The organism is Paraglaciecola sp. IT1134, from assembly GCF_058068185.1.
This window is the reverse complement of the sequence record NZ_CM176486.1, coordinates 4264673-4284232: the sequence shown is the minus strand read 5'-3', so window position 1 is coordinate 4284232 and position 19560 is coordinate 4264673. Positions and strand designations below refer to the sequence as shown.

Annotated in this window: 16 protein-coding genes; 10 read left to right on the top strand and 6 right to left on the bottom strand. The window is 45.8% G+C overall.

Going from position 1 to position 19560, the window contains the following annotated elements; translation table 11 throughout:
* Positions 1-77 precede the first annotated feature (77 nt).
* Positions 78-1013: a D-2-hydroxyacid dehydrogenase gene (locus AC3RV5_RS18745; protein ID WP_489729099.1), complete on the bottom strand. Its 936-nt coding sequence runs from the start codon at positions 1011-1013 to the stop codon at positions 78-80.
* A gap of 183 nt (positions 1014-1196) precedes the next feature.
* On the opposite strand from AC3RV5_RS18745, the gene AC3RV5_RS18740 reads away from it, so the two are divergent.
* From AC3RV5_RS18740 to ilvN, 10 genes are all read left to right on the top strand, one after another.
* Positions 1197-2987 (top strand): trans-sulfuration enzyme family protein, encoded by a 1791-nt coding sequence (locus AC3RV5_RS18740; protein ID WP_489729098.1) that lies wholly within the window; start codon positions 1197-1199, stop codon positions 2985-2987.
* A 192-nt stretch (positions 2988-3179) separates the two neighbouring features.
* The gene (locus AC3RV5_RS18735; protein WP_489729097.1) at positions 3180-5165 is read left to right on the top strand and encodes a RecQ family ATP-dependent DNA helicase; all 1986 of its coding nucleotides are present in this window, start codon (positions 3180-3182) and stop codon (positions 5163-5165) included.
* Positions 5166-5332: 167 nt separating this feature from the next.
* A complete protein-coding gene (locus AC3RV5_RS18730; RefSeq protein WP_489729096.1) occupies positions 5333-6463 on the top strand; it encodes an efflux RND transporter periplasmic adaptor subunit in 1131 nt (376 codons plus the stop codon).
* Entirely contained in the window at positions 6460-9600 is a 3141-nt protein-coding gene (locus tag AC3RV5_RS18725; protein ID WP_489729095.1) for an efflux RND transporter permease subunit, read from the top strand. The genes AC3RV5_RS18730 and AC3RV5_RS18725 overlap by 4 nt, the downstream gene beginning before the upstream one ends.
* A 133-nt stretch (positions 9601-9733) precedes the next feature.
* Positions 9734-10321 (top strand): glutathione S-transferase family protein, encoded by a 588-nt coding sequence (locus tag AC3RV5_RS18720; RefSeq protein ID WP_489729094.1) that lies wholly within the window; start codon positions 9734-9736, stop codon positions 10319-10321.
* A 43-nt stretch (positions 10322-10364) separates the two neighbouring features.
* Positions 10365-10658, top strand: coding sequence for a DUF1244 domain-containing protein (locus AC3RV5_RS18715; protein WP_489732208.1), 294 nt, complete (start codon positions 10365-10367; stop codon positions 10656-10658).
* A gap of 144 nt (positions 10659-10802) precedes the next feature.
* Positions 10803-11300, top strand: coding sequence for a DUF4442 domain-containing protein (locus tag AC3RV5_RS18710; RefSeq protein ID WP_489729093.1), 498 nt, complete (start codon positions 10803-10805; stop codon positions 11298-11300).
* Between the two features lie 199 nt (positions 11301-11499).
* Positions 11500-11871 (top strand): MaoP family protein, encoded by a 372-nt coding sequence (locus AC3RV5_RS18705; RefSeq protein ID WP_489729092.1) that lies wholly within the window; start codon positions 11500-11502, stop codon positions 11869-11871.
* A gap of 224 nt (positions 11872-12095) precedes the next feature.
* Positions 12096-13814 (top strand): acetolactate synthase 3 large subunit, encoded by a 1719-nt coding sequence (locus AC3RV5_RS18700; RefSeq protein WP_489729091.1) that lies wholly within the window; start codon positions 12096-12098, stop codon positions 13812-13814.
* Complete coding sequence (gene ilvN, locus AC3RV5_RS18695) at positions 13814-14311, top strand: acetolactate synthase small subunit (RefSeq protein WP_489729090.1); 498 nt, start codon at positions 13814-13816, stop codon at positions 14309-14311. Before AC3RV5_RS18700 ends, ilvN begins: the two co-directional genes overlap by 1 nt.
* A gap of 20 nt (positions 14312-14331) precedes the next feature.
* Here the strand turns inward: ilvN and AC3RV5_RS18690 are convergent, their stop codons facing one another.
* The 5 genes from AC3RV5_RS18690 to AC3RV5_RS18670 form a co-directional block, all read right to left on the bottom strand.
* Positions 14332-14529 carry a hypothetical protein gene (locus AC3RV5_RS18690; protein ID WP_489729089.1) on the bottom strand — a complete coding sequence of 66 codons (198 nt, stop codon included), beginning with the start codon at positions 14527-14529 and terminating at the stop codon, positions 14332-14334.
* 51 nt (positions 14530-14580) lie between these two features.
* Positions 14581-15480, bottom strand: a complete 900-nt coding sequence (locus AC3RV5_RS18685) for a TolB family protein (protein ID WP_489729088.1) — start codon at positions 15478-15480, stop codon at positions 14581-14583.
* Positions 15481-15566: 86 nt separating this feature from the next.
* Positions 15567-17678, bottom strand: a complete 2112-nt coding sequence (locus AC3RV5_RS18680; protein WP_489729087.1) for a serine hydrolase domain-containing protein — start codon at positions 17676-17678, stop codon at positions 15567-15569.
* Between the two features lie 48 nt (positions 17679-17726).
* Positions 17727-18593, bottom strand: a complete 867-nt coding sequence (locus AC3RV5_RS18675) for a hypothetical protein (RefSeq protein WP_489729086.1) — start codon at positions 18591-18593, stop codon at positions 17727-17729.
* Between the two features lie 528 nt (positions 18594-19121).
* Positions 19122-19529, bottom strand: coding sequence for a hypothetical protein (locus tag AC3RV5_RS18670; RefSeq protein WP_489729085.1), 408 nt, complete (start codon positions 19527-19529; stop codon positions 19122-19124).
* Between the last annotated feature and the right edge of the window lie 31 nt (positions 19530-19560).

Genomic DNA, 19560 nt, shown 5'->3' with positions numbered 1-19560 from the left:
CCTTTTAGGCGAATAAATTATCAATATGATACAGGGCAATGTTATGGATTAAATGATTATCTACCCGTGTTGGCACTTTAATAACCCCGTTCAAAATCCATCACAAAATTTAGCGGCTGGTGTCTGAAATCTCGCAGGTAATTGGTGCAAAATAACGCGCTTATGTCCTCTGGCCTTGAAATAGCGGCGCTGTGCTGGGTTATGTGCAAATTATCCAGTTGCCAAAATGGATGGTCAACGGGTAGGGGCTCAGTTGCAAACACATCCAAGACAGCGGCGCGTAATTGCTTTTCGGTTAACGCTTTAAGCAAAGCATTATCATCTATCACCTGGCCGCGTCCGGCGTTGATCAACACACAGTGTTTAGGCAGAGCCGCGAGAAATTCCGCATTTATCATGCCTTGTGTGTCACTGGTATGCGGGAATAGACAGACCACATAATCTAACTTACGGGCAAAAAGTTGGGCTTGCTCAAAATGAAAGTAACGATCTACATGTTCACAATCCTGGCTTGAATAAGTCAGGCCATGGACCTGCATGGCGAAATCTTTGGCCCCTTTGGCTAACACTTTCCCAATAGAGCCCACACCCATAATGCCCAGCGTTTTTCCGGCCAAACCACTAACCGCCAAAGCTTGCCACTGCCTGTCATGTTGGGCCTGGATGAAAGTAGCTATATTACGTGAATAATAAAGTAAATAGGCAAATACGTATTCGCGCATGGCGGCCCCAAACACGCCCTTGACGCTGCATAGCTGATAATTGCGTTTTTCCAGTTTCAACAGCGGCGCATTGCCCGCCCAGGTAGATTGCAGCCAGCGCAATTTAGTGCAACTTGGCAAGATACTGGCCGCTAAATCAGGATCCCCAAGCAGTATATCAACGTGTGCATGATCCTGGTTTGGGTCAACCTTGTCTGCTGCCCACAACAGCTGGAATTGGGGCAGTGTGGCCCGTTCAAGTAAGGTTTGGTACTGGTGTGCATCTCGACTCAAAATAGCAACGTTAGGCATCGTTAGTTTGTTTCCGTGACGTTTTGATAATTAGGACCGGTTTACATATCCGATCACAACAGTAAACTAATAATTCCAACATAATCATATTTTGACAAATAATATTTGCGTTTAATGTTATTTTATTGAATTTAATTCGTTATATTGTAAGCATAATGTTAATTCAGCATAACGGGACAGATCATGACAGAGACCACAGCAATTGCCAACGCAAAAATACTTTCACCGAAACGAAATACCACTCAGGCGAGCACCGTAGATGAACTTGCCCTTGAGCAGTTGGCACATTTTGGCATCAAAGCCGACAGTGACTACGGCCAGGCATTGTACCAGACAGCCTGTCATTTATATCACGCCCAGGCGGATGTCAGTCAATTGTGGAAAATTACCAGTGCGACCCTGGAAGGTTTGTGTAAAGAGGACAAAGTGGCCTACTTTAACGCCAAGAAATTCCTGTCATTTCAAATCGCCAAGGTATTAGATACCTTGCAGAATCCGTTTCGCGCCACTTACCAGAGTTTGACCAAACAGTCTGGCTCCCAGGTGTCAAAAAGCCATTATCCTATGTTTGATAATGTTACGGCGCTATTTTCCGCTACACCCGTGATAGTGCGCACCGCAACCTATGTATATGCCTGTACCGAATGGGTGGATGATGCTTTTCAGGGCAAAGAGTCGACCCATCAAATTTATTCGCGCCTGCTTAATCCTACCAATATTTCACTGGCCAATGCGATTGTAGATTTAGAAGCAGGTCCCTATGCCGCAGATTACCTGGCATGGAACTTCAACTCTGGTATGGCGGCCATCGATGCCTTGTTAAGCAATGTGTTAAGTCACGGAGATGTGATCATCGTTTCACGTAATGTTTATGGTGGGGTGTATCAATTACTGCATGATTATTTTGCCAGGCAGAACCGTATGGATATCCAAATTGAGTGGTTTGACGGCTACAGTGCGCAAGAATTTGCGCCCTTTCTGGAAACGGCCCGCAGCAAACATGCCCAGCGGCTGGCAAACGGCAAACAGTTACATGTGTATATGGAGTCACCCTGTAACCCCCACGGCTATGTACTGGATGTGGCAGGTATCAGTAAGGAGGCCCATAAATACGGTCATGTGGTGATGCTCGATTCAACCCTGGCCACGCCTATCTTACATCAGCCTTTGCAACGCAAAGATAAAGCCGAGCGCCCGGATTATGTCATGCACAGTTATACTAAAGATATCTGTGGTAGCGGTGCGACTACCGCGGGTGTGGTCATTGGTGAAGCCTATCGCATGTTCCAGGGTAAAGGTGATTGCGTTAACGGATATGACTGGTCTCAAACCATGTTTTGGGATGTGTATTATATTAAAGGCGCATTTTTAGACTCGGAAAAAGCCTTTGATGTATTAAATGGTATGAAGACCCTGGAGATGCGGATCATGCAAAAGGTCATTAATACCACTGTCTTTAGTCAATTTTTGCACGCTCATAGCGATTTTAACGTCAATTGTCACGCAATTGAGGGTCACCCCAACGCCAAGTTGCGTGCAAGCCAGATGCGCCATGGCTGGACCTGCCCCCTGTTTACCGTTGACATGCAAGGCGCGGATATTCAGCGAGAAACCTTTGTGCGCTTTTTTGATGCCCTGGAGCCAGCTTTTAGTCACCAAGTAAGCATTGGCCAAAACAATACCATCATTCTGTGTCCGGCACTGACCTCTCATTCCGAACTGGATGAGGATAATCAAAAGAAAGGCGGGATTTATCTGACCACTATGCGTATCGCCATGGGCACGGATAATGTCAAAGAGTTGATCGCCCACTTTATTAATAGTGCGCGTTTGCATATTGACCCAGTTGTCCCCGGCTTTAGTGCCAAGTTTTTATCTGCCCATGAGATCGATACGCTTTATATGCAAACCAGTATGCAGGTTTGTCAGCAACATTTTGGCTCAGCGGGGAAAATCGCCGATATGTTAGCCTAAGTCAAAGCAGTGACCTAGTACCCTTGCCAGGCGTATTGACTGGCAAGACTGCCCTCCTTATTTGCACTTCCACTGACCCTTTATTTTACTAACAATAGGGTATACTCATGAGTTTCCAAGGGTTTCTCAACTCAGAAACTCGCACCCTGTACCTTGGTAAGCCATGTTTATCGAGGGCTAAAAGGATGATCCATGCCAGTCAATCAACTTTCACAGGCCCAAATTCAACAGTCCCTGACCGAACAGTTCGGATTTACCCAGTTTCGCCCAGGCCAGCAACAAGTGGTCAGCCAATTACTGGCGGGACACTCTTCTCTGGCAATTTTCCCTACTGGCTCAGGCAAATCATTGTGTTATCAATTTAGTGCCTTGCATTTGCCACATTTGACTCTGGTGGTGTCACCTTTATTGGCCTTGATGAAGGATCAACTGCAGTTTTTGCAAAGTCACGGCATAACAGCCGCCAGTATCGATTCAACCCTGAGCCCTATGCAGAGCAAACAAACCATGGCAGAGGTGCGATCAGGGCAGATCAAAATATTGATGGTTTCGGTGGAGCGTTTTAAAAACGAACGTTTTCGTCAATTTATCGATTCTGTGGCGGTGTCCATGCTGGTGGTCGATGAAGCCCACTGCATTTCAGAGTGGGGGCATAATTTTCGTCCTGATTATTTAAAGTTGCCCAGTTATCGCAAACAACTGAATATTCCTCTGGTGCTACTTTTGACCGCTACCGCAACCAAAAAAGTCAAACAGGATATGGCCCAGCGTTTCGCCATTGCTCATGAGCATATAGTGCAAACCGGTTTTTATCGTAACAATCTGGATTTACGGGTATTGCCGGTCGGCGAGCCCCAAAAGGATCAACGTTTGCTGGAACTGGTCAAGACACAAAACGGGGCAGGGATCATCTATGTGACCTTGCAGCAAAGTGCCCAAAAGGTGGCTCAGTTTTTAACCGCCAACGGCATCCACGCCAATGCCTATCACGCGGGTTTGGCAAATGACAAAAGACAGGCCATCCAGGAAAGTTTTATGTTGGGAAAACTCAATATAGTAGTGGCCACTATTGCCTTTGGTATGGGCATAGACAAATCGGATATTCGTTTTGTCATTCATTATGACTTGCCTAAATCCATTGAAAACTACAGCCAGGAAATTGGCCGGGCTGGGCGTGACGGTCTAGGGGCTAACTGCGTGACCTTAGCTAATCTGGATGGCTTAAATACGGTAGAAAATTTTGTGTATGGAGATACCCCGGAGTTAGCGGGAATTGAATATGTATTGCAGGATATTCGTCAGCATGTGCAACCAGCGCCCACCACTGAAATAGATGAGCTTCAATCACAATGGGAAATGCAGCTGAACAGTCTGTCCAGCGAAAGTAACATTCGCCAGTTACCTTTGAAAACCCTGTTGGTGCAGCTGGAAATATTGGGAGTACTGCGGGCCAAATATGCCTATTTTGCCGATTTTAAATATAAATTTTTACTGCAAAAAACAGATATCCTCAGCCAGTTTCAGGGGGAAAGACAGGTTTTTTTAACCGCTATATTCGACCATAGCGACATGAAAAAAGTCTGGGGCAGTGTGGATTTTGATGTTTTATATCAAACCTATGGCGCCGACAGGGCCAGGGTAGTTGCAGCTCTGGAGTATTTGCAACAAAACAATCATATTGAGTTGGAAACCAAACGCATTACAGATGTGTACCAGGTGGATACAGATAAGTTGGCGGACATGGCCTTGGGCCAAACCCTATATCGCTATTTTGCTGACAAGGAGCAAAAGGAAATCAAACGCATAGCGGCCCTGGTCAGGTTTTTTGAGTTAGACAGCTGCCTCAGTTATAACCTGTCGCGCTATTTTGACGATCAGCAGGCGCCCGTGCAATGTGGGCATTGCAGTGTCTGTCGTGGCGATGTTGCCAGCCTTGAATCTTCGACGCCGCCCAGCATGCCCGATGAGTTAACCTTAAAACAAGCCATGGCTGGCTTGCAGCAGCGTTTAGATCCTAAAGGGGCCCAACAACTGACTGTGGAAACCTACTGCCGTTTTTTAACCGGCATGAGTGTGCCCCTGTTTGCCCGAAACAAAATTCGCCAACTGCCTGGTTTTGGCATCTGTGAAGCTTGTCGCTACGGCGATGTGCGTCACCGTCTGCAGCAGCTTTTGTAACCAGGGGACTTGGCTTCGCTTCTACTACACAATTTGTTACTTTTAGACGTCTTTTATGCCGTCCATTCTCAGCTGGTAACAATTTAATTACATTTACGATGTTAATTTAGAGGTATTATTTTAGGATTAACATCTAGCGCAATACGTTATTTACAATCGGGATACCCATGTCGAAACTTATGCAAAAACTCCGTGAACAACCCTTTTGGATCGCTTTGGTTATTTTTGTGCTGCTAAGTGTGTGGGTGGCCTCGGGTATGTTGTTCGCCGAAGAAGAGGACGATTCCCAAGCGCGTAAACTGGCCAAACATAAAACCACGCCTTTGGTCAAAGTTAAAGTTGAACACACCACTGCTCAACAGGTGACACGGGAAATAGGTTTGTACGGGCGAACCGAACCGGATCGAGTGGCCACTCTTAGAGCCGAAGTGGAAGGGCTGGTGGAAGAAGTTTTTGTCCAGGATGGGGATTTTGTCAAAAAAGACCAGAAGCTGATCGCCATCGAGACCAGTGATTTAAGCAATCAACTCAATTCGGCCAAAGCTTCTTTGAAACAACGGGAAATGGAACTCGAAGGCGCTAAATCCCTGGGACAACAGGGTTATCAGTCTAAAGTAAACCTGGCTCAGGCTTTGGCCAATCTGGAATTGGCAGCCTCACAAGTCAGTACTCTGAATCGGGCCCTGCGCAAATCCAACATCACCGCACCTTTTGACGGTGTCGTTAATCAACGTTATGTGGAAGTGGGGGACTTGCTCAAGGTCGGCGATGAAGTAGCCATGTTAGTGGATTTAGACCCGCTAGTGATCAGTGCTGATGTAACCGAAATCAATGTGCGAAAACTGTCTGTCGGCCAGCAGGCCAGTGGTCGCATGGTATCAGGTCAGAATCTTCAAGGACATATTCGCTATATTTCCAGTGTGTCTGACATAGGAACTAATACCTTTAAAATCGAAGTTGCTGTGCCCAACCCGGACTATCAATATATGGCGGGCATGAGTACCGAGCTGTCAGTACCCCTGCAAAGTACCTTGGCCGTACGGATTTCCCCCTCGGTGATGGCACTGGATGAAGACGGAAATTTGGGTGTCAAAACCGTGGTCGATGAACATGTGAAGTTTATCCCCATCGACATAGTCAAAAGCGACAGCCAAGGGGTGTGGTTAGCAGGTATGCAAACCAGTACGGATGTGATCGTACTGGGCCATGGTTTTGTACGTGACGGAGATAAAGTGGAAGTGATGAGCGACCAACCTCAGCAAAACCAAGCACAGTCTGATATTCAGGTCGCCCAATGAATAATCTAATTAGCGCCGCTATCAGTCATAGCCGCACCGTCCTGATGATGTTTGCCTTACTGATAGTGGCAGGCGCAGTGACCTATGCCACTATCCCCAAGGAGTCCAACCCGGACGTACCCATTCCCTTTATCTATGTTTCCATAGTGCATGATGGCATTTCCCCTGAGGATGCCGAGCGCATGCTGGTTAAACCCATGGAACGGGAATTACGCTCCATAGACGGGGTTAAGGAAATGAAAGCCACGGCCGGAGAAGGTTTTGCCAATATTACCCTGGAATTTATCGCTGGTCTGGACTCCAAGGATGCCTTGGCGGATGTGCGCGATAAAGTGACCGTTGCCCGTGCCAAACTACCCTCTGAAACAGAAGAGCCCACCATACATGAGGTGACAATGGCCGGGCAACAAGCGGCTATTACTGTAGTGTTATCCGGGCCGGTATCAGAGCGAGCCTTGGTGACAGTGGCCCGAGAGCTGCAGAGCCGTCTGGAAGGTTTGGGTGAAGTGCTGGAGGTGGAAATTGGTGGTGATCGCGAAGACATAGTGGAGATCGTAGTCGACCCCTTGTTGATGGAGTCATATGGGCTCAATCAAAGTGATATTTTAAACCTGTTGTCACGCAATAACCGTCTGGTACCGGCGGGGACCATGGACAATGGCAAAGGTAGTTTTGCAGTGAAAGTGCCTTCGGTTTTTGAATCTGTTAAAGATGTCATGGAACAGCCGGTTAAAGTGCAGGGGGAGCGAGTTATTACCTTCCAGGATGTGGCCCAGGTGCGTCGTTCTTACAAAGATCCCAGCAGCTTCGCGCGATTAAACGGGGATAGCTCGGTATCCCTTGAAGTGAAAAAGCGTCCCGGGGAAAACATGCTCGAGACCGTCGCCCATGTCAAACAACTGGTCAGTGCGGCGCAACAGTCGGCTATTTGGCCCGCTAGTATTTTTGTGACCTATACAGGTGATCAGAGTGTTGACGTCAACATGATGCTGGGGGACTTACAAAATAACGTGTCCAGTGCCGTTATTCTGGTGGCCATAGTCATAGTGGCTATTTTGGGACTGCGTACCGCTATCTTGGTGGGGGTGTCGATCCCGGGATCCTTTCTGACCGGCATATTGATTATTGCCATGTGTGGATACACCCTCAATACTGTGGTGCTGTTTTCCTTGATCATGGCGGTGGGCATGCTGGTGGATGGGGCGATAGTGGTGACTGAATATGCCGATCGCTGTATGGGCGAAGGACTGGATAAAAAACGCGCCTATTCAAAAGCTGCCCAGCGCATGGCGTGGCCTATTATCGCCTCTACTGCCACCACCTTAGCCGCATTTGCGCCTTTGATGTTCTGGCCTGGGATGATGGGGGAGTTTATGAAATATTTACCCTTCACCCTGATTGCGGTGTTGTCGGCGTCTTTGGTCATGGCGTTGGTGTTTGTGCCTACCCTGGGCGCAGTGTTTGGTAAACCCCAGTATATTACTCCCCACGCGAAACAACAGATGTTGGTGGCCGAGAGTGGCGATCTGCGCCAGTTAACCGGCTTAACAGGCAAGTATGTCCGAATGTTGGCTGTGGCCATTAGCCACCCGTGGAAAGTGTTAGCGACCGCCATACTGATCGCCATTTTATCCTTTACGGCTTATGGCATATCCGGGCTTGGGGTGCAGTTTTTCCCCGAGGTGGATAGTACGGGCATCAATGTGACGGTACGCTCATCCGGTGACATGTCTATTTTTGAAAAAGATACCATAGTGCGGGATGTGGAAAGTCGTTTGATAGATATGGACGCAGTCGAGACCCTCTACGTGCGCACCGGAGGACGGGACCAACTCGGTTATTTGCGCCTCAATCTGGTGGATTGGCATTTACGGCCCCATTCCGATGAGGTGCTTAAGGAAACCCAACAACGCTTGGCCGGCATGCCGGGTTTGGATCTGGAGATAACCCCGGATCAAAATGGTCCCCAGTCGGGAAAAGATTTACAGATCCAATTGTCGTCGCGTTTCCCCGAATTGCTCAATGATGCGGCGCTTAAAATTCGTGGGGCCCTGGCCCAGAATGACAAGTTTACTTCTATCAGCGATACCGCATCCCAACCTGGAATAGAATGGCAACTAAAAGTAAACCGCAGTGACGCCGCCCGTTTTGGCGCAGATGCAACTCTGGTTGGCAGTACCGTGCAATTTGTGACCAATGGTCTTAAGATTGGCGAATACCGTCCTGATGATGTCGACGATGAACTGGATATTCGGGTTCGTTATCCTGAGGAATCACGTTTTATCGGCAAGTTAGACGAGTTGCGCATGCAAACGTCCACGGGTATGGTGCCCATTTCCAATTTTGTTGAACGTAAGCCTCAACCGAAAACGGACTTGATCCGGCATATCGATAGCAACAGAGTTATCACAGTCGAAGCCAATATGGTGCCCGGGGAACTATTGGACAAAGAGTTGCCCAAGCTCCAGGCCCGGTTACCAGAGCTGGGACTCGACCCCAGAGTGAGCATGACTGTCAAGGGCCAGAATGAGCAACAGGCTGAGTCCGAAACTTTTCTGGTGAATGCCTTTATGGTCGCCCTGTTTGTTATGGCGATCATTTTGGTGACTCAATTTAATAGTTTCTATCAGGCATTTTTGATCCTAAGTGCGGTGCTATTTTCAACCGTTGGTGTTTTTCTTGGCTTGGCAATCTTCCAGAAACCCTTTGGTATAGTCATGTCGGGTATTGGGGTCATTGCCCTGGCAGGTATAGTGGTTAACAACAATATAGTGTTGATTGATACCTACAATATTTTGCGCAAGGAGGGGTACCCTGCAATGGATGCAATCTTGCGAACCGGTGCCCAGCGTTTGCGGCCGGTGTTGATGACTACCGTAACCACCATACTAGGTTTACTGCCTATGGTGGCAGAAATTAATATTGACTTTATCGGACGCAATATAGATGTTGGTGGGCCGTCTACCCAGTGGTGGTCACAGCTGGCAACGGCAGTCGCCGGCGGGTTAGCTTTTGCCACATTGCTTACCCTGGTACTGACACCGAGCATGTTGGCCTTAAAAATCAGAAGTGAAGAGCGCAAAGCCACCAAACGTTCTCTGCTGGCAGGGGCGGCGGATAAACCACAAACGGCCTAATACAGTGTCAGCGATAGATCCACTCGGGTGGCCCGCTGGCCACAATCGTTTGGGCTGCAACGCGCTGGTGGCTATGCAGCCCAATAACCTAATATTAAATTTGACTGTTACAGCGTGTTTTTAAGGAATATCAATGTTAAAACTATATGGCTCGACCACCTCCCCTTATGTTAGACGACTGCGTATTTGGTTAGCCAATACCCAACATGAGTTTGTCAACTTGCAGATTTTTGCCGGGAAAGATCGGGATTTACTGGCGCAAAAAAATCCCACCATGAAAATACCCATGCTTGAAGATTTGCAGGGCACCCAACACAAAATCATTTTTGATTCTCGGGTGATCTTTCGTTATCTCAGTGAGCAATTAACCTATCCGGCAATTAGCTGGGCGCAGGAAAATCAGTTAACCCTAATTGACTCGGCGAACGACTCGTTAGTGCAAATGTTTCTGCTGGCTAAATCGGATATACCTGCGGATACGGACAAACTTTTTTTCAAATTACAAAAAGAGCGGGTAAATGCGGTGCTGGCGCAACTTAATGATGAAGTCGACCAGGGGCTTTTTCGTAACTGGAACTACCCGGCTATCTGTTTGTTTTGTTTAATCGACTGGATTGAATTTCGCAGCTTGCACAACCTCAAAGGGTTATCGGCACTGTTGGCATTCCACCAAGATCATATCCAGCGTATTGAAGTGACCGCCACAGACCCCAGAGTATAAGAACCATTACATAAATTTAGGAATAATCACCATGAGTCAGCCAATGAATCAGCAGCAGCAAACCGAAGCTCAGGCGGCAGCCTTTCGCCAGTTACTTAAACATTTAGATGAACATAAAGAGGTACAAAATATCGATTTGATGATCTTGGCTGATTTTTGCCGTAATTGTCTGTCCAAATGGTATATGGCAGGCGCAAAGGAGCAGGGCGCAGAGATTGACTATGAGCAGGCCCGGGAAGCGATTTACGGCATGCCTTTTGGTGAATGGAAGGCCAAGTATCAAAAACCTGCTACTGACGCTCAGCTGGCTGCATTTGATAAACGCCCAAGCAAGTGAGTATGCTCGGCGAAAACGTGTGTCCTAATTTTGCTTCAAGTTGCTTAGGGCAAGTGGCTAAAGTTATTCCCTGGCCTAAAATGTTTGTAACTTGATTAAGTTATTGGCACACTGAAAACTGGTCAAACCAGATCCAGGGAATTTATGTCAGTTGCTAACCCCCTAAGAAAATTTGTCGACAAAGTTAATCAATATCCCTCAGCTGTTAGCGCATTTTTAATGACCCGTGTCTTCCGTTACAAAGTGAAATTAGCGGGAACAGCGGGGATTGAAGTGTTGTCTACCGATGGTAAAAGTGTCACCTACCGACAAAAGAACCGTAAGAAAGTACAAAATCATATTGGCAGTGTGCATGCTGCGGCTATGGCATTATTAGCGGAGTCGGCCAGTGGCTTTATCGTGGGTATCAATTTGCCCGGGGATAAATTGCCCCTGATCAAGTGCATGAAATTAAATTATGTCAAACGTGCCAGCGGGGACATGATGGCTGTGGCCAGTGTAACGGACGAACAGATCGCCCTGATGCAAAGCGCAGTCAAAGGGGAGGTCAATGTCCAGGTCGTGGTAACCGATGTAACAGGTAGCGAACCTGTGGTCTGTGAAATGATTTGGGCCTGGGTAGCGAAACGCCAAACCAGCTAATACTGTGCTGGTTCCCTGGAAGCTTTTTTTACTCAATGGCTGTTTAATACTCGTTTGATTAAAAGTTATGATTTTTAGGCGAAAATCGTATAAAAAATTACGGAAAAATGATTGACAGATTTCGGATATAAATTATAAAGCAAGTTGGCAAAAGCCAATGACCTATATTTTTTATTTAACCTTAATTGGGGATGCCATCATGGCAAAACTTTCTAGAGAATCTTTGTTAAAACGTATTTTTAGTGACCCTAAAAATTATCCGTACGGCTTTTCCCGCTCAGGGGATTTTTCGATTAGTGAAAGCAGGGCTTTGAGTCAATACGGTTGTTTAGTCTCAGCCTTAGTCGATGGGCAAATTGAAGTGACCTGCGAAGAAGACGAGTCGTTAATGGATGCTGCATTTGGTAAGAGCGAACCGAGCAATCTAGCGGAAAAAGCCTGGTGCAAATATCAAAAACGTATTAATCGTCCCAAATTGGGCAATATATATGGTAGCCGTCGTCCTGCCAGTGATAATAACGATGACGATATTGTTGAAGACAGTGACTTGGAAATAGAGCTAGACGACTAATTGGCAAGAAATGTAAATATATTGTAAATTCATCCTATAAGTTGGCTATCCGCCTAGTGGGATCGAAAGGTATATCCTAATATTTAATTATATTGGGATGTGCGTCTCGCTTTTATCGAATTTGTTGTTTTATCTTCCTACTCCCTCAAGTATAGTTTTCATTCCTTTGGTAGCTAGTTTGTACCGAAACCTTTTTTTTTAATGACTTTTGGGGAGAATAACCGGTGGAAATGATGTCAGGCGCCGCAATGGTTGTGCGCACGCTAAAAGATCTCGGTGTTAAACACGTGTTCGGTTATCCCGGTGGGGCAGTATTGGACATCTACGATGCGTTATACGCCCAAGAAGATGTTCAGCATATTTTGGTGCGCCACGAACAAGGCGCCGCACATATGGCGGACGGCTACGCCCGCTCTACTGGTACCACGGGTACTGTGCTGGTGACATCTGGCCCCGGGGCAACCAATACCTTAACCGGTATTGCCACCGCCTATATGGATTCCATCCCTATGGTGGTGCTTTCCGGGCAGGTTCCCTCTATGCATATAGGGGAAGATGCGTTTCAGGAAACTGATATGGTGGGATGCTCACGGCCAGTGGTGAAACACAGTTTTCTGGTCAAGCGGGCCCAGGATATTCCCATGGCTATTGCCAAAGCCTACTACATTGCCAATACAGGGCGCCCTGGACCGGTAGTGGTGGACTTGCCTAAAGACATAGTCAACGTATTGGAGTCACATCCCTACCAGTTTCCTGACGATGTGAGCATGCGCTCCTATAATCCAACGCTCAAAGGCCACAGTAAACAGATAAAAAAGGCCGCTAAAACCTTACTTGAGGCCAAACGGCCCATTCTGTATGTGGGTGGTGGGGCAATTGCCTGTGAAGCGAGCGAATGGGTCACCAAAATAGCGGAAAAACTTAACGCCCCGGTGACGTCCACACTTATGGGCTTAGGCGCGTTTTCAAGTGTGCATCCGCAGTTCGTAGGCATGTTAGGCATGCATGGCACCCTGGAAGCGAACAAATGCATGCATAACGCCGACTGTATTCTGGCCCTGGGAGCTCGTTTCGATGATAGGGTGACCAACAATGTGCAGAAGTTTTGCCCCCACGCCACCATTATTCATGTGGATATCGATCCTGCATCGATTTCAAAAACCATAGCTGTGCATATTCCTGTAGTGGGCAGTGTGGATAAAGTTGCCCAGCAATTGCTAGAGCAATTCGGCTCCATCGATAAGACCAAACAAAAAGAGAAAATGGCTGACTGGTGGCAACAGATCGATCAGTGGCGTGCCCGTAAATGTTTGGACTATAAAAAAGATGCCAACCTGATCAAACCCCAACAGGTAATTGAATCCGTTTATAAACATACTCAAGGTGATGCCTACGTCAGTTCAGATGTAGGGCAGCACCAAATGTTTGCCGCCTTGTATTATCCTTTTGCTAAACCCCGACGGTGGATCAACTCAGGCGGTTTGGGCACCATGGGTTTTGGTTTACCAGCAGCGATGGGCGTGCAAATGGCGCATCCCGAGGCGACCTCGGTGGTGATCACCGGCGATGGCAGTATTCAAATGAATATCCAGGAGTTGTCGACGTGCTTGCAGTACAAATTACCCATCAAGATCATCTCCCTAAATAACAGAGCCCTGGGCATGGTGCGTCAATGGCAAGATATGAATTATAAGAGTCGTTATTCAAGTTCGTACATGGATTCGATGCCAGATTTTGTCAAACTTGCTGAAGCTTATGGGCATATCGGTATTCGGGTCGATCACCCGGATGAGCTAGAAGATGCTATGGCAAGATGTTTTGCCGAAAAAGAGCGTTTGGTTTTTATGGATATCATGATCGACCAAAACGAACATGTTTATCCTATGCAAATTAAATTCGGTGCTATGGATGATTTGCGGTTAAGTAAAACGGAGCGCACCTAATGAAACGTATTATTTCAGTACTTATGGAAAACGCGCCCGGGGCGCTATCACGCATAGTGGGGGTGTTTTCTCAGCGTGGTTATAACGTTGATTCATTGTGTGTGGCCGCCACTGACGATAAGAGTCTCTCGCGGTTGACGATTACCACAGTGGCAGACGACAAGGTGATTGAACAGATCACCAAACAGGTAAATAAACTGATAGATGTGTTAAAAGTCACGGATCTCACCGATGGGAGCCATGTAGAACGAGAATTGATGCTGATTAAAGTGGCCACCCGCAGCGAGTTGGTCCGCGCCGAGGTCAGTCGCAACGTCGAGATCTTCCGTGCGCAAATCATAGACGTAGATGTAAACAACTACACCATTCAAGTCACAGGTACCAGTGATAAGTTAGATGCATTTGCTTATACCTTGGGGCAAAGCACCGAGATTATCGAAGCCTCACGTACTGGAGTATGCGGTCTCGCCAGGGGGGATAAAGCTTTGCGGCCCTAAACCATCCAGCCATTAACCCGCTATGTCAGGATAGTTGTCGCTGCATCGATAAAGTCATCTTTGAGATCAGGAATATCCCTGAATGAGAGCGTGGCTTCGGCGGCTGTAGCCTCCGGTGCGAGTCTTTTATCTTCTTCTGAAATTTCTGAGGCAAAGCCACTAAAACTGCTTAATAAAACGACGGCGAGTAAACTTTTAAATTTTAAATTGATGGTCATATTAATCCTCCGGATTATAAATGCCTCTACTCAAAGCAAAATTATGGCTTATTATTTGGGTCTGAGTGTTTCAATAATCTGGGTATCAACCCAGTAGATATCTACAGAAGGTTCATTGTTTGCGGATTTTTTCCGTCGATCAAAGAAGAGATATTTCCCATCGGGTGACACACTCGGATAGTTTTCGGCGCTGGTGGTATTTATCTTGTCGCCCATGTTGATAGCAGGGCCCCATGAGCCATCGTCCGTTCGAAAGCTGATGTAGAGGTCAGATGTGCCATATCCACCGTCTCTTCTGCTATCAAAGATAATGTAGGATTCATCAGGTGCGATGAAGGGATGGGCATTATAACTGCCGATGGAAAATTGCTGGCCTAGCGACTTCGGTTGTTCATATTTGCCGTCTATTAAACGCGAATAGCGCAGAGGAGTATCTAATTTCGGGGTAAAGGTATCAAAGTAATAGGTGCCGTTGGAAGATGCCGAAAGCCGCATAATGTCGATATTTTCGAAAGGCTTGCCCAGGCTTTTTAGCTCCGACCAACCCGCGCTGGTGCGCTCCATATATTCTTTTGCAAAATAGACGGTCATCCCATCGGGAGATATAGATGGTTCGCTCACTCCCTGTTTGGCAACAGACTCCTGCCATTGATTATTTTTATATTCAATGACAGCCAATACATTGGACTTAGATTCCTCACCAAGTGGTCTCTTGATGAAATAAAAGGCCTTCATATCCGCCGCGAACATACCCTCAATTTCACGATTCTCTTCTGTATTAACAATGCCAGGAGCAAAAATCTCAGGCGTTGAGCCTGGTGGTTTTTGGCCAAGATAGGGACTTTCTATAGATGATAAATCACTGTCTTTTAAGTTTATATTTTTAGTCGTGCAAGCATTTAAAAATAATGCGAATACAAGTACTAAAAACATAAAGCTGTAATTTCTCATTGTTTAAACCTCCTCATTGTTTACATTTTTAAAATGTTTGTTACCAAACCTATGTGCAATTAGTATCAAAATTATGTGTGCTAAATTTATTGATCCTTCTTAAAATAAGCCGTTTTTAACTTATGGATAACTTTTGTGCTCACCCAATAAAAGTTTTTGAATTCATCTTCTTCGGTTCTTCGACTAAAAAACAAATATTTACCATCTGGAGTGATACTCGGGACCGATTCATTAAAATTGGTATTTACCGTATTTCCAAGGTTAATTGGTTTTGTCCATGTTCCGTCTTGCTCTTTAAAATACACATAAATATCGTTGTCTTTTCTTTTGTCATCTTTATTTCGAGCATCTACTACTAAAAAATCTTGGGATGGGGAAATAAAGCCGTGAAACCCAAATTCAATTTCAACTTCCTGTACTTTGGGAAATTCGCCGTTTTTGTTGGGTGCATAATACAGTTTCATTTTTGACAAATTAAAATAAAATAGATCGCCGTTTTTTGCTGGACTCGCATGAAAAACTTCATCGTCATTTATAGGTGAATCAAGTTTTATTGCATCGCCCCAGGAATCCTCCAAACGGTTTACATACCAAATTTTAGAGTCCGCATCCGAGTCATGATCTGTAAACGAGTTATGAGCTGTAAAATAAATCTTTTTACCACTAAAATTAACAAAGGGTTGCATTTCGTTATCTTTTTTACCTTTTGTGAAATCTGCTTTTTTAATAGGTATCCATTTTTTTTCTTCGAATTTTGAGAAATATATATCTGCGTCTCCGCTTATTTTATTTTTAGCTGAAAAATATACTTCATCTAAATTAGGAGAAAACGAAATGCCATATTCACTTCTTCCGTTTAATGAAACAATACCCGGAGCAAAAACTTCAGGGGTTGAACCCGGCGGTTTTTGCCCGAGATAGGCGCCTTCCAGGACTGGGAATTTATCTTGGCTATCACTTTTTCCGCTCATGGTTGGAATAGAATTTTGAATAAAAGCCGGCAAAATTCTTGTTGCTGTCAACGATAAGGTATCAGCATTAAAAGTTCTGTTATGGGCAGTAACCACAACAACCAGATCAAGCTCTTCGATCACACTGATATATTGCCCGCCGCCGCCTTCGGCCGCTTTACTCAAGTAGCTTTTATCACCTGTGGACAGATCGTTCAGCCAAAAGAAATAGCCGTAAGAAGTGCCGGAAACACCGGCGGCGGAAACGACTTCATCATCGCTAGGTTTGGCAATTTTACTGGTCGCTCTTGCAATAAAGGCTGCTGGTATCAGTTGTTCGTCCTGCCATTTGCCTTTGTTGATGACCAAGGTGCCCCACTTGAGCATAGCGCGCGATGTCATGCTCACGCGCCACCCCGCTTCTGGCAGGCCGCTAACGGCAGTTTTCCAGCGATAATTCGTGATGCCCATCTTGTCTAGCAGTTCATTTTTGATAAAATCTTTGGCCGTGCCCGGCACGACGGCGTCAATGACTTGCATCACCAACACTGGATCGCTTTGATATAGAAAGCTCTGAGACTCTGCGGTAATAGGCGCACTATGCTCGAGGTAAGCCTGAACTTGCCCCTGGCCTTTTAACTGGCTGGGGTTTTTCTCGAATTCTTCTCTCTGTTCTTTACTGATGCGGATACCGGAACGCATAGTCAGCGCGTTGTGCAGGGTGATCTTTTCTACACCCTCAACAAATTTTGTTGGGTCGAGATCTTTGAGAAAGCTGACCAAGGGCTTGTCTAAATCGGCCATGGTCAGATAACCCAACTGGATAGCACGGCCAAGCGCCAGGCTGGTGTAGACTTTAGTCGCTGACGCTTGGTAATGGGGTAGATTGATGCGACCACGTGAATAATAGGATTCAAACAGGAGCTTGCCCTTGTGGGCAATAAGCAGGCTGTCGAAGCGATTATGTTTATTGTCGGCAATCTCCTGCGCCAGCTTAACAATCATGGCTTTATTGCCACCATCGATGCCTAATTCGCCCACCAGAATACCGTCTTTTCTATCAGTTGGCGCTGCATCGATAAAGGCATCTTTGAGATCAGGAATATCCCTGAAAGAGAGCGTGGCTTCGGCGGCTGTAGCCTCCGGTGCGAGGCTAATGTTTTCTTCGGCACTTTGGGCGGCAAAGCTACTCATACCGCCCAAGAGAGCTGCGGCGATTAAACTTTTGATTTTTGAGTTGATAGTCATATTAACTCTCCTTATTGTAAATACCTCTGCTCACGGCAAAATTATGGCTTATGGCTTGGGCCTGAGGGTCTCAATAACCTGCGCATCCACCCACATTATTTCGAAATCTGGTGGGCTACAACGCCTGCAATAGAAAAGATATTTTCCGTCTGGTGTTACGTATCCTCCGCCATCCTCAGCATCTGTGTTTATCTTATCCCCGAAGTTAATGGCGGCACCCCATGAGCCATCTCGCTGTCGAAAACTGATATACATATCACCACCACCATATCCGCCGTCTCTTGTACTATCCCAAATAATGTAAGACTCATCTGGAGCAATGAAGGGGTGAGCGGTCCATTTACCCGTGTTTATCTCGTTACTAAAGGGTCTCGGTGCTTCACGCTTGCCGTTTACCATTCGTGAATATCGCAGAACACCATTTCCATTTGTACCCCTTTCGTCAAAAACATAGGTTCCTTTTAACGAAGCCGTAAGGCGCATGATGCCGATGTCTTCAAACGGGGAACCAAGACTTTTTAACTCTGACCAACCATCATCGGTGCGCTCCCTATATCGTTTGCCAGAATGCATAGTCTTACCATCAGGCGAGATAAAAGCCCCACCCACCCGGGGTTCCACTACTGACTCGTACCATCGATTATTCTCGGATTTAAAAACAACTAACGACGTTTTTCCACTTTTGTTGTTTCTCCTACCAAAGTAGTACTCTTTCATGTCGGGTGTGAAGCTACCGCCCCAGTCACGATGCTCTGTCGAAACAATACCAGGAGCGAAAACTTCAGGCGTTAAGCCTGGAGGATTTTGCCCAATATAAGGGCCTTCAGGGGCTGAAAATGTATCCTGACTATAACTTTTGCTACTAATAGTTAGAGTAGAAAGCAGCAGAATAAGTGAAATACAAATAGGCTTCATGCTTTTATCCTTATTTTAAATTCACCAGAATACTTAACTTCCGCGTTCCAATGGCCATCTATTAATAATACGTTTTGCTAAATGGTGTCCACGCAGGAGCAGTGCAAATAAGGTCAGAATGGCAGAATATAGGTTGAGCAACTTGTATGACCTGAAATTCATCAGATCACTTTGGTTTTAGGTAAAGTGGAGGCTACCCTTAGTGACCGCTTCAGGCCCTGCGTCTTTCAACCGTGACTGGCAAGAAATCGAACAAAGCCCTCGTTCAGGCAATTTAAATTTGTGACAGAAAAATGCCCTTCCTGGGGATACCTTTGAAAACTTCACGACTGGCTCTTGTGAGTACAAAGCGGTCTAAAAAAGTGCGAGCAGTAAAGCTACTTTGAGTAATCATGAGATATTGTGGATATTCTTTCTTTTGAACGTGTTTTCACTCAAAGCAGACGTTAACGACTTAAATAAGGGGCGCGCCGCTTTTGGCGCGTCCCAATGAGCGAAGCGAATGACTTGATTTTCTTGTATGGTTTGTTATTTATGTCTTCCATAAATCAATCCGAGTGCTACTCCCGTAAAAACAAATTGTATAACTTGAAAAACAAAACCATAAATTAAAAATGTTGAGATAGGGTTAATATCGATTTTTGCAACAGTTGCAAAGCCCATGATCGAATAAATAATTGCTCCTATGATTAAGCTGAACTTAATGCCTTGGATAATGGGGTTTCCGTTACGATAATAAAATGGATAAAGATAAGCAATTATAAAGCCTTGAATGAACATTGCTAACATACCAAAAGGGACGATAGGCTCTGCACGAGTTACTGCTCCCATAGAAACATATAAGTCATGAAACCAAATTAAATGCCATGGATATGCAATTGCCATTGTTAAGATTACATACGAAATGGTGGCGAATATTATTTTTTTTAAATTCATAATTACATCCTTATATTAAAATTTATGTGCG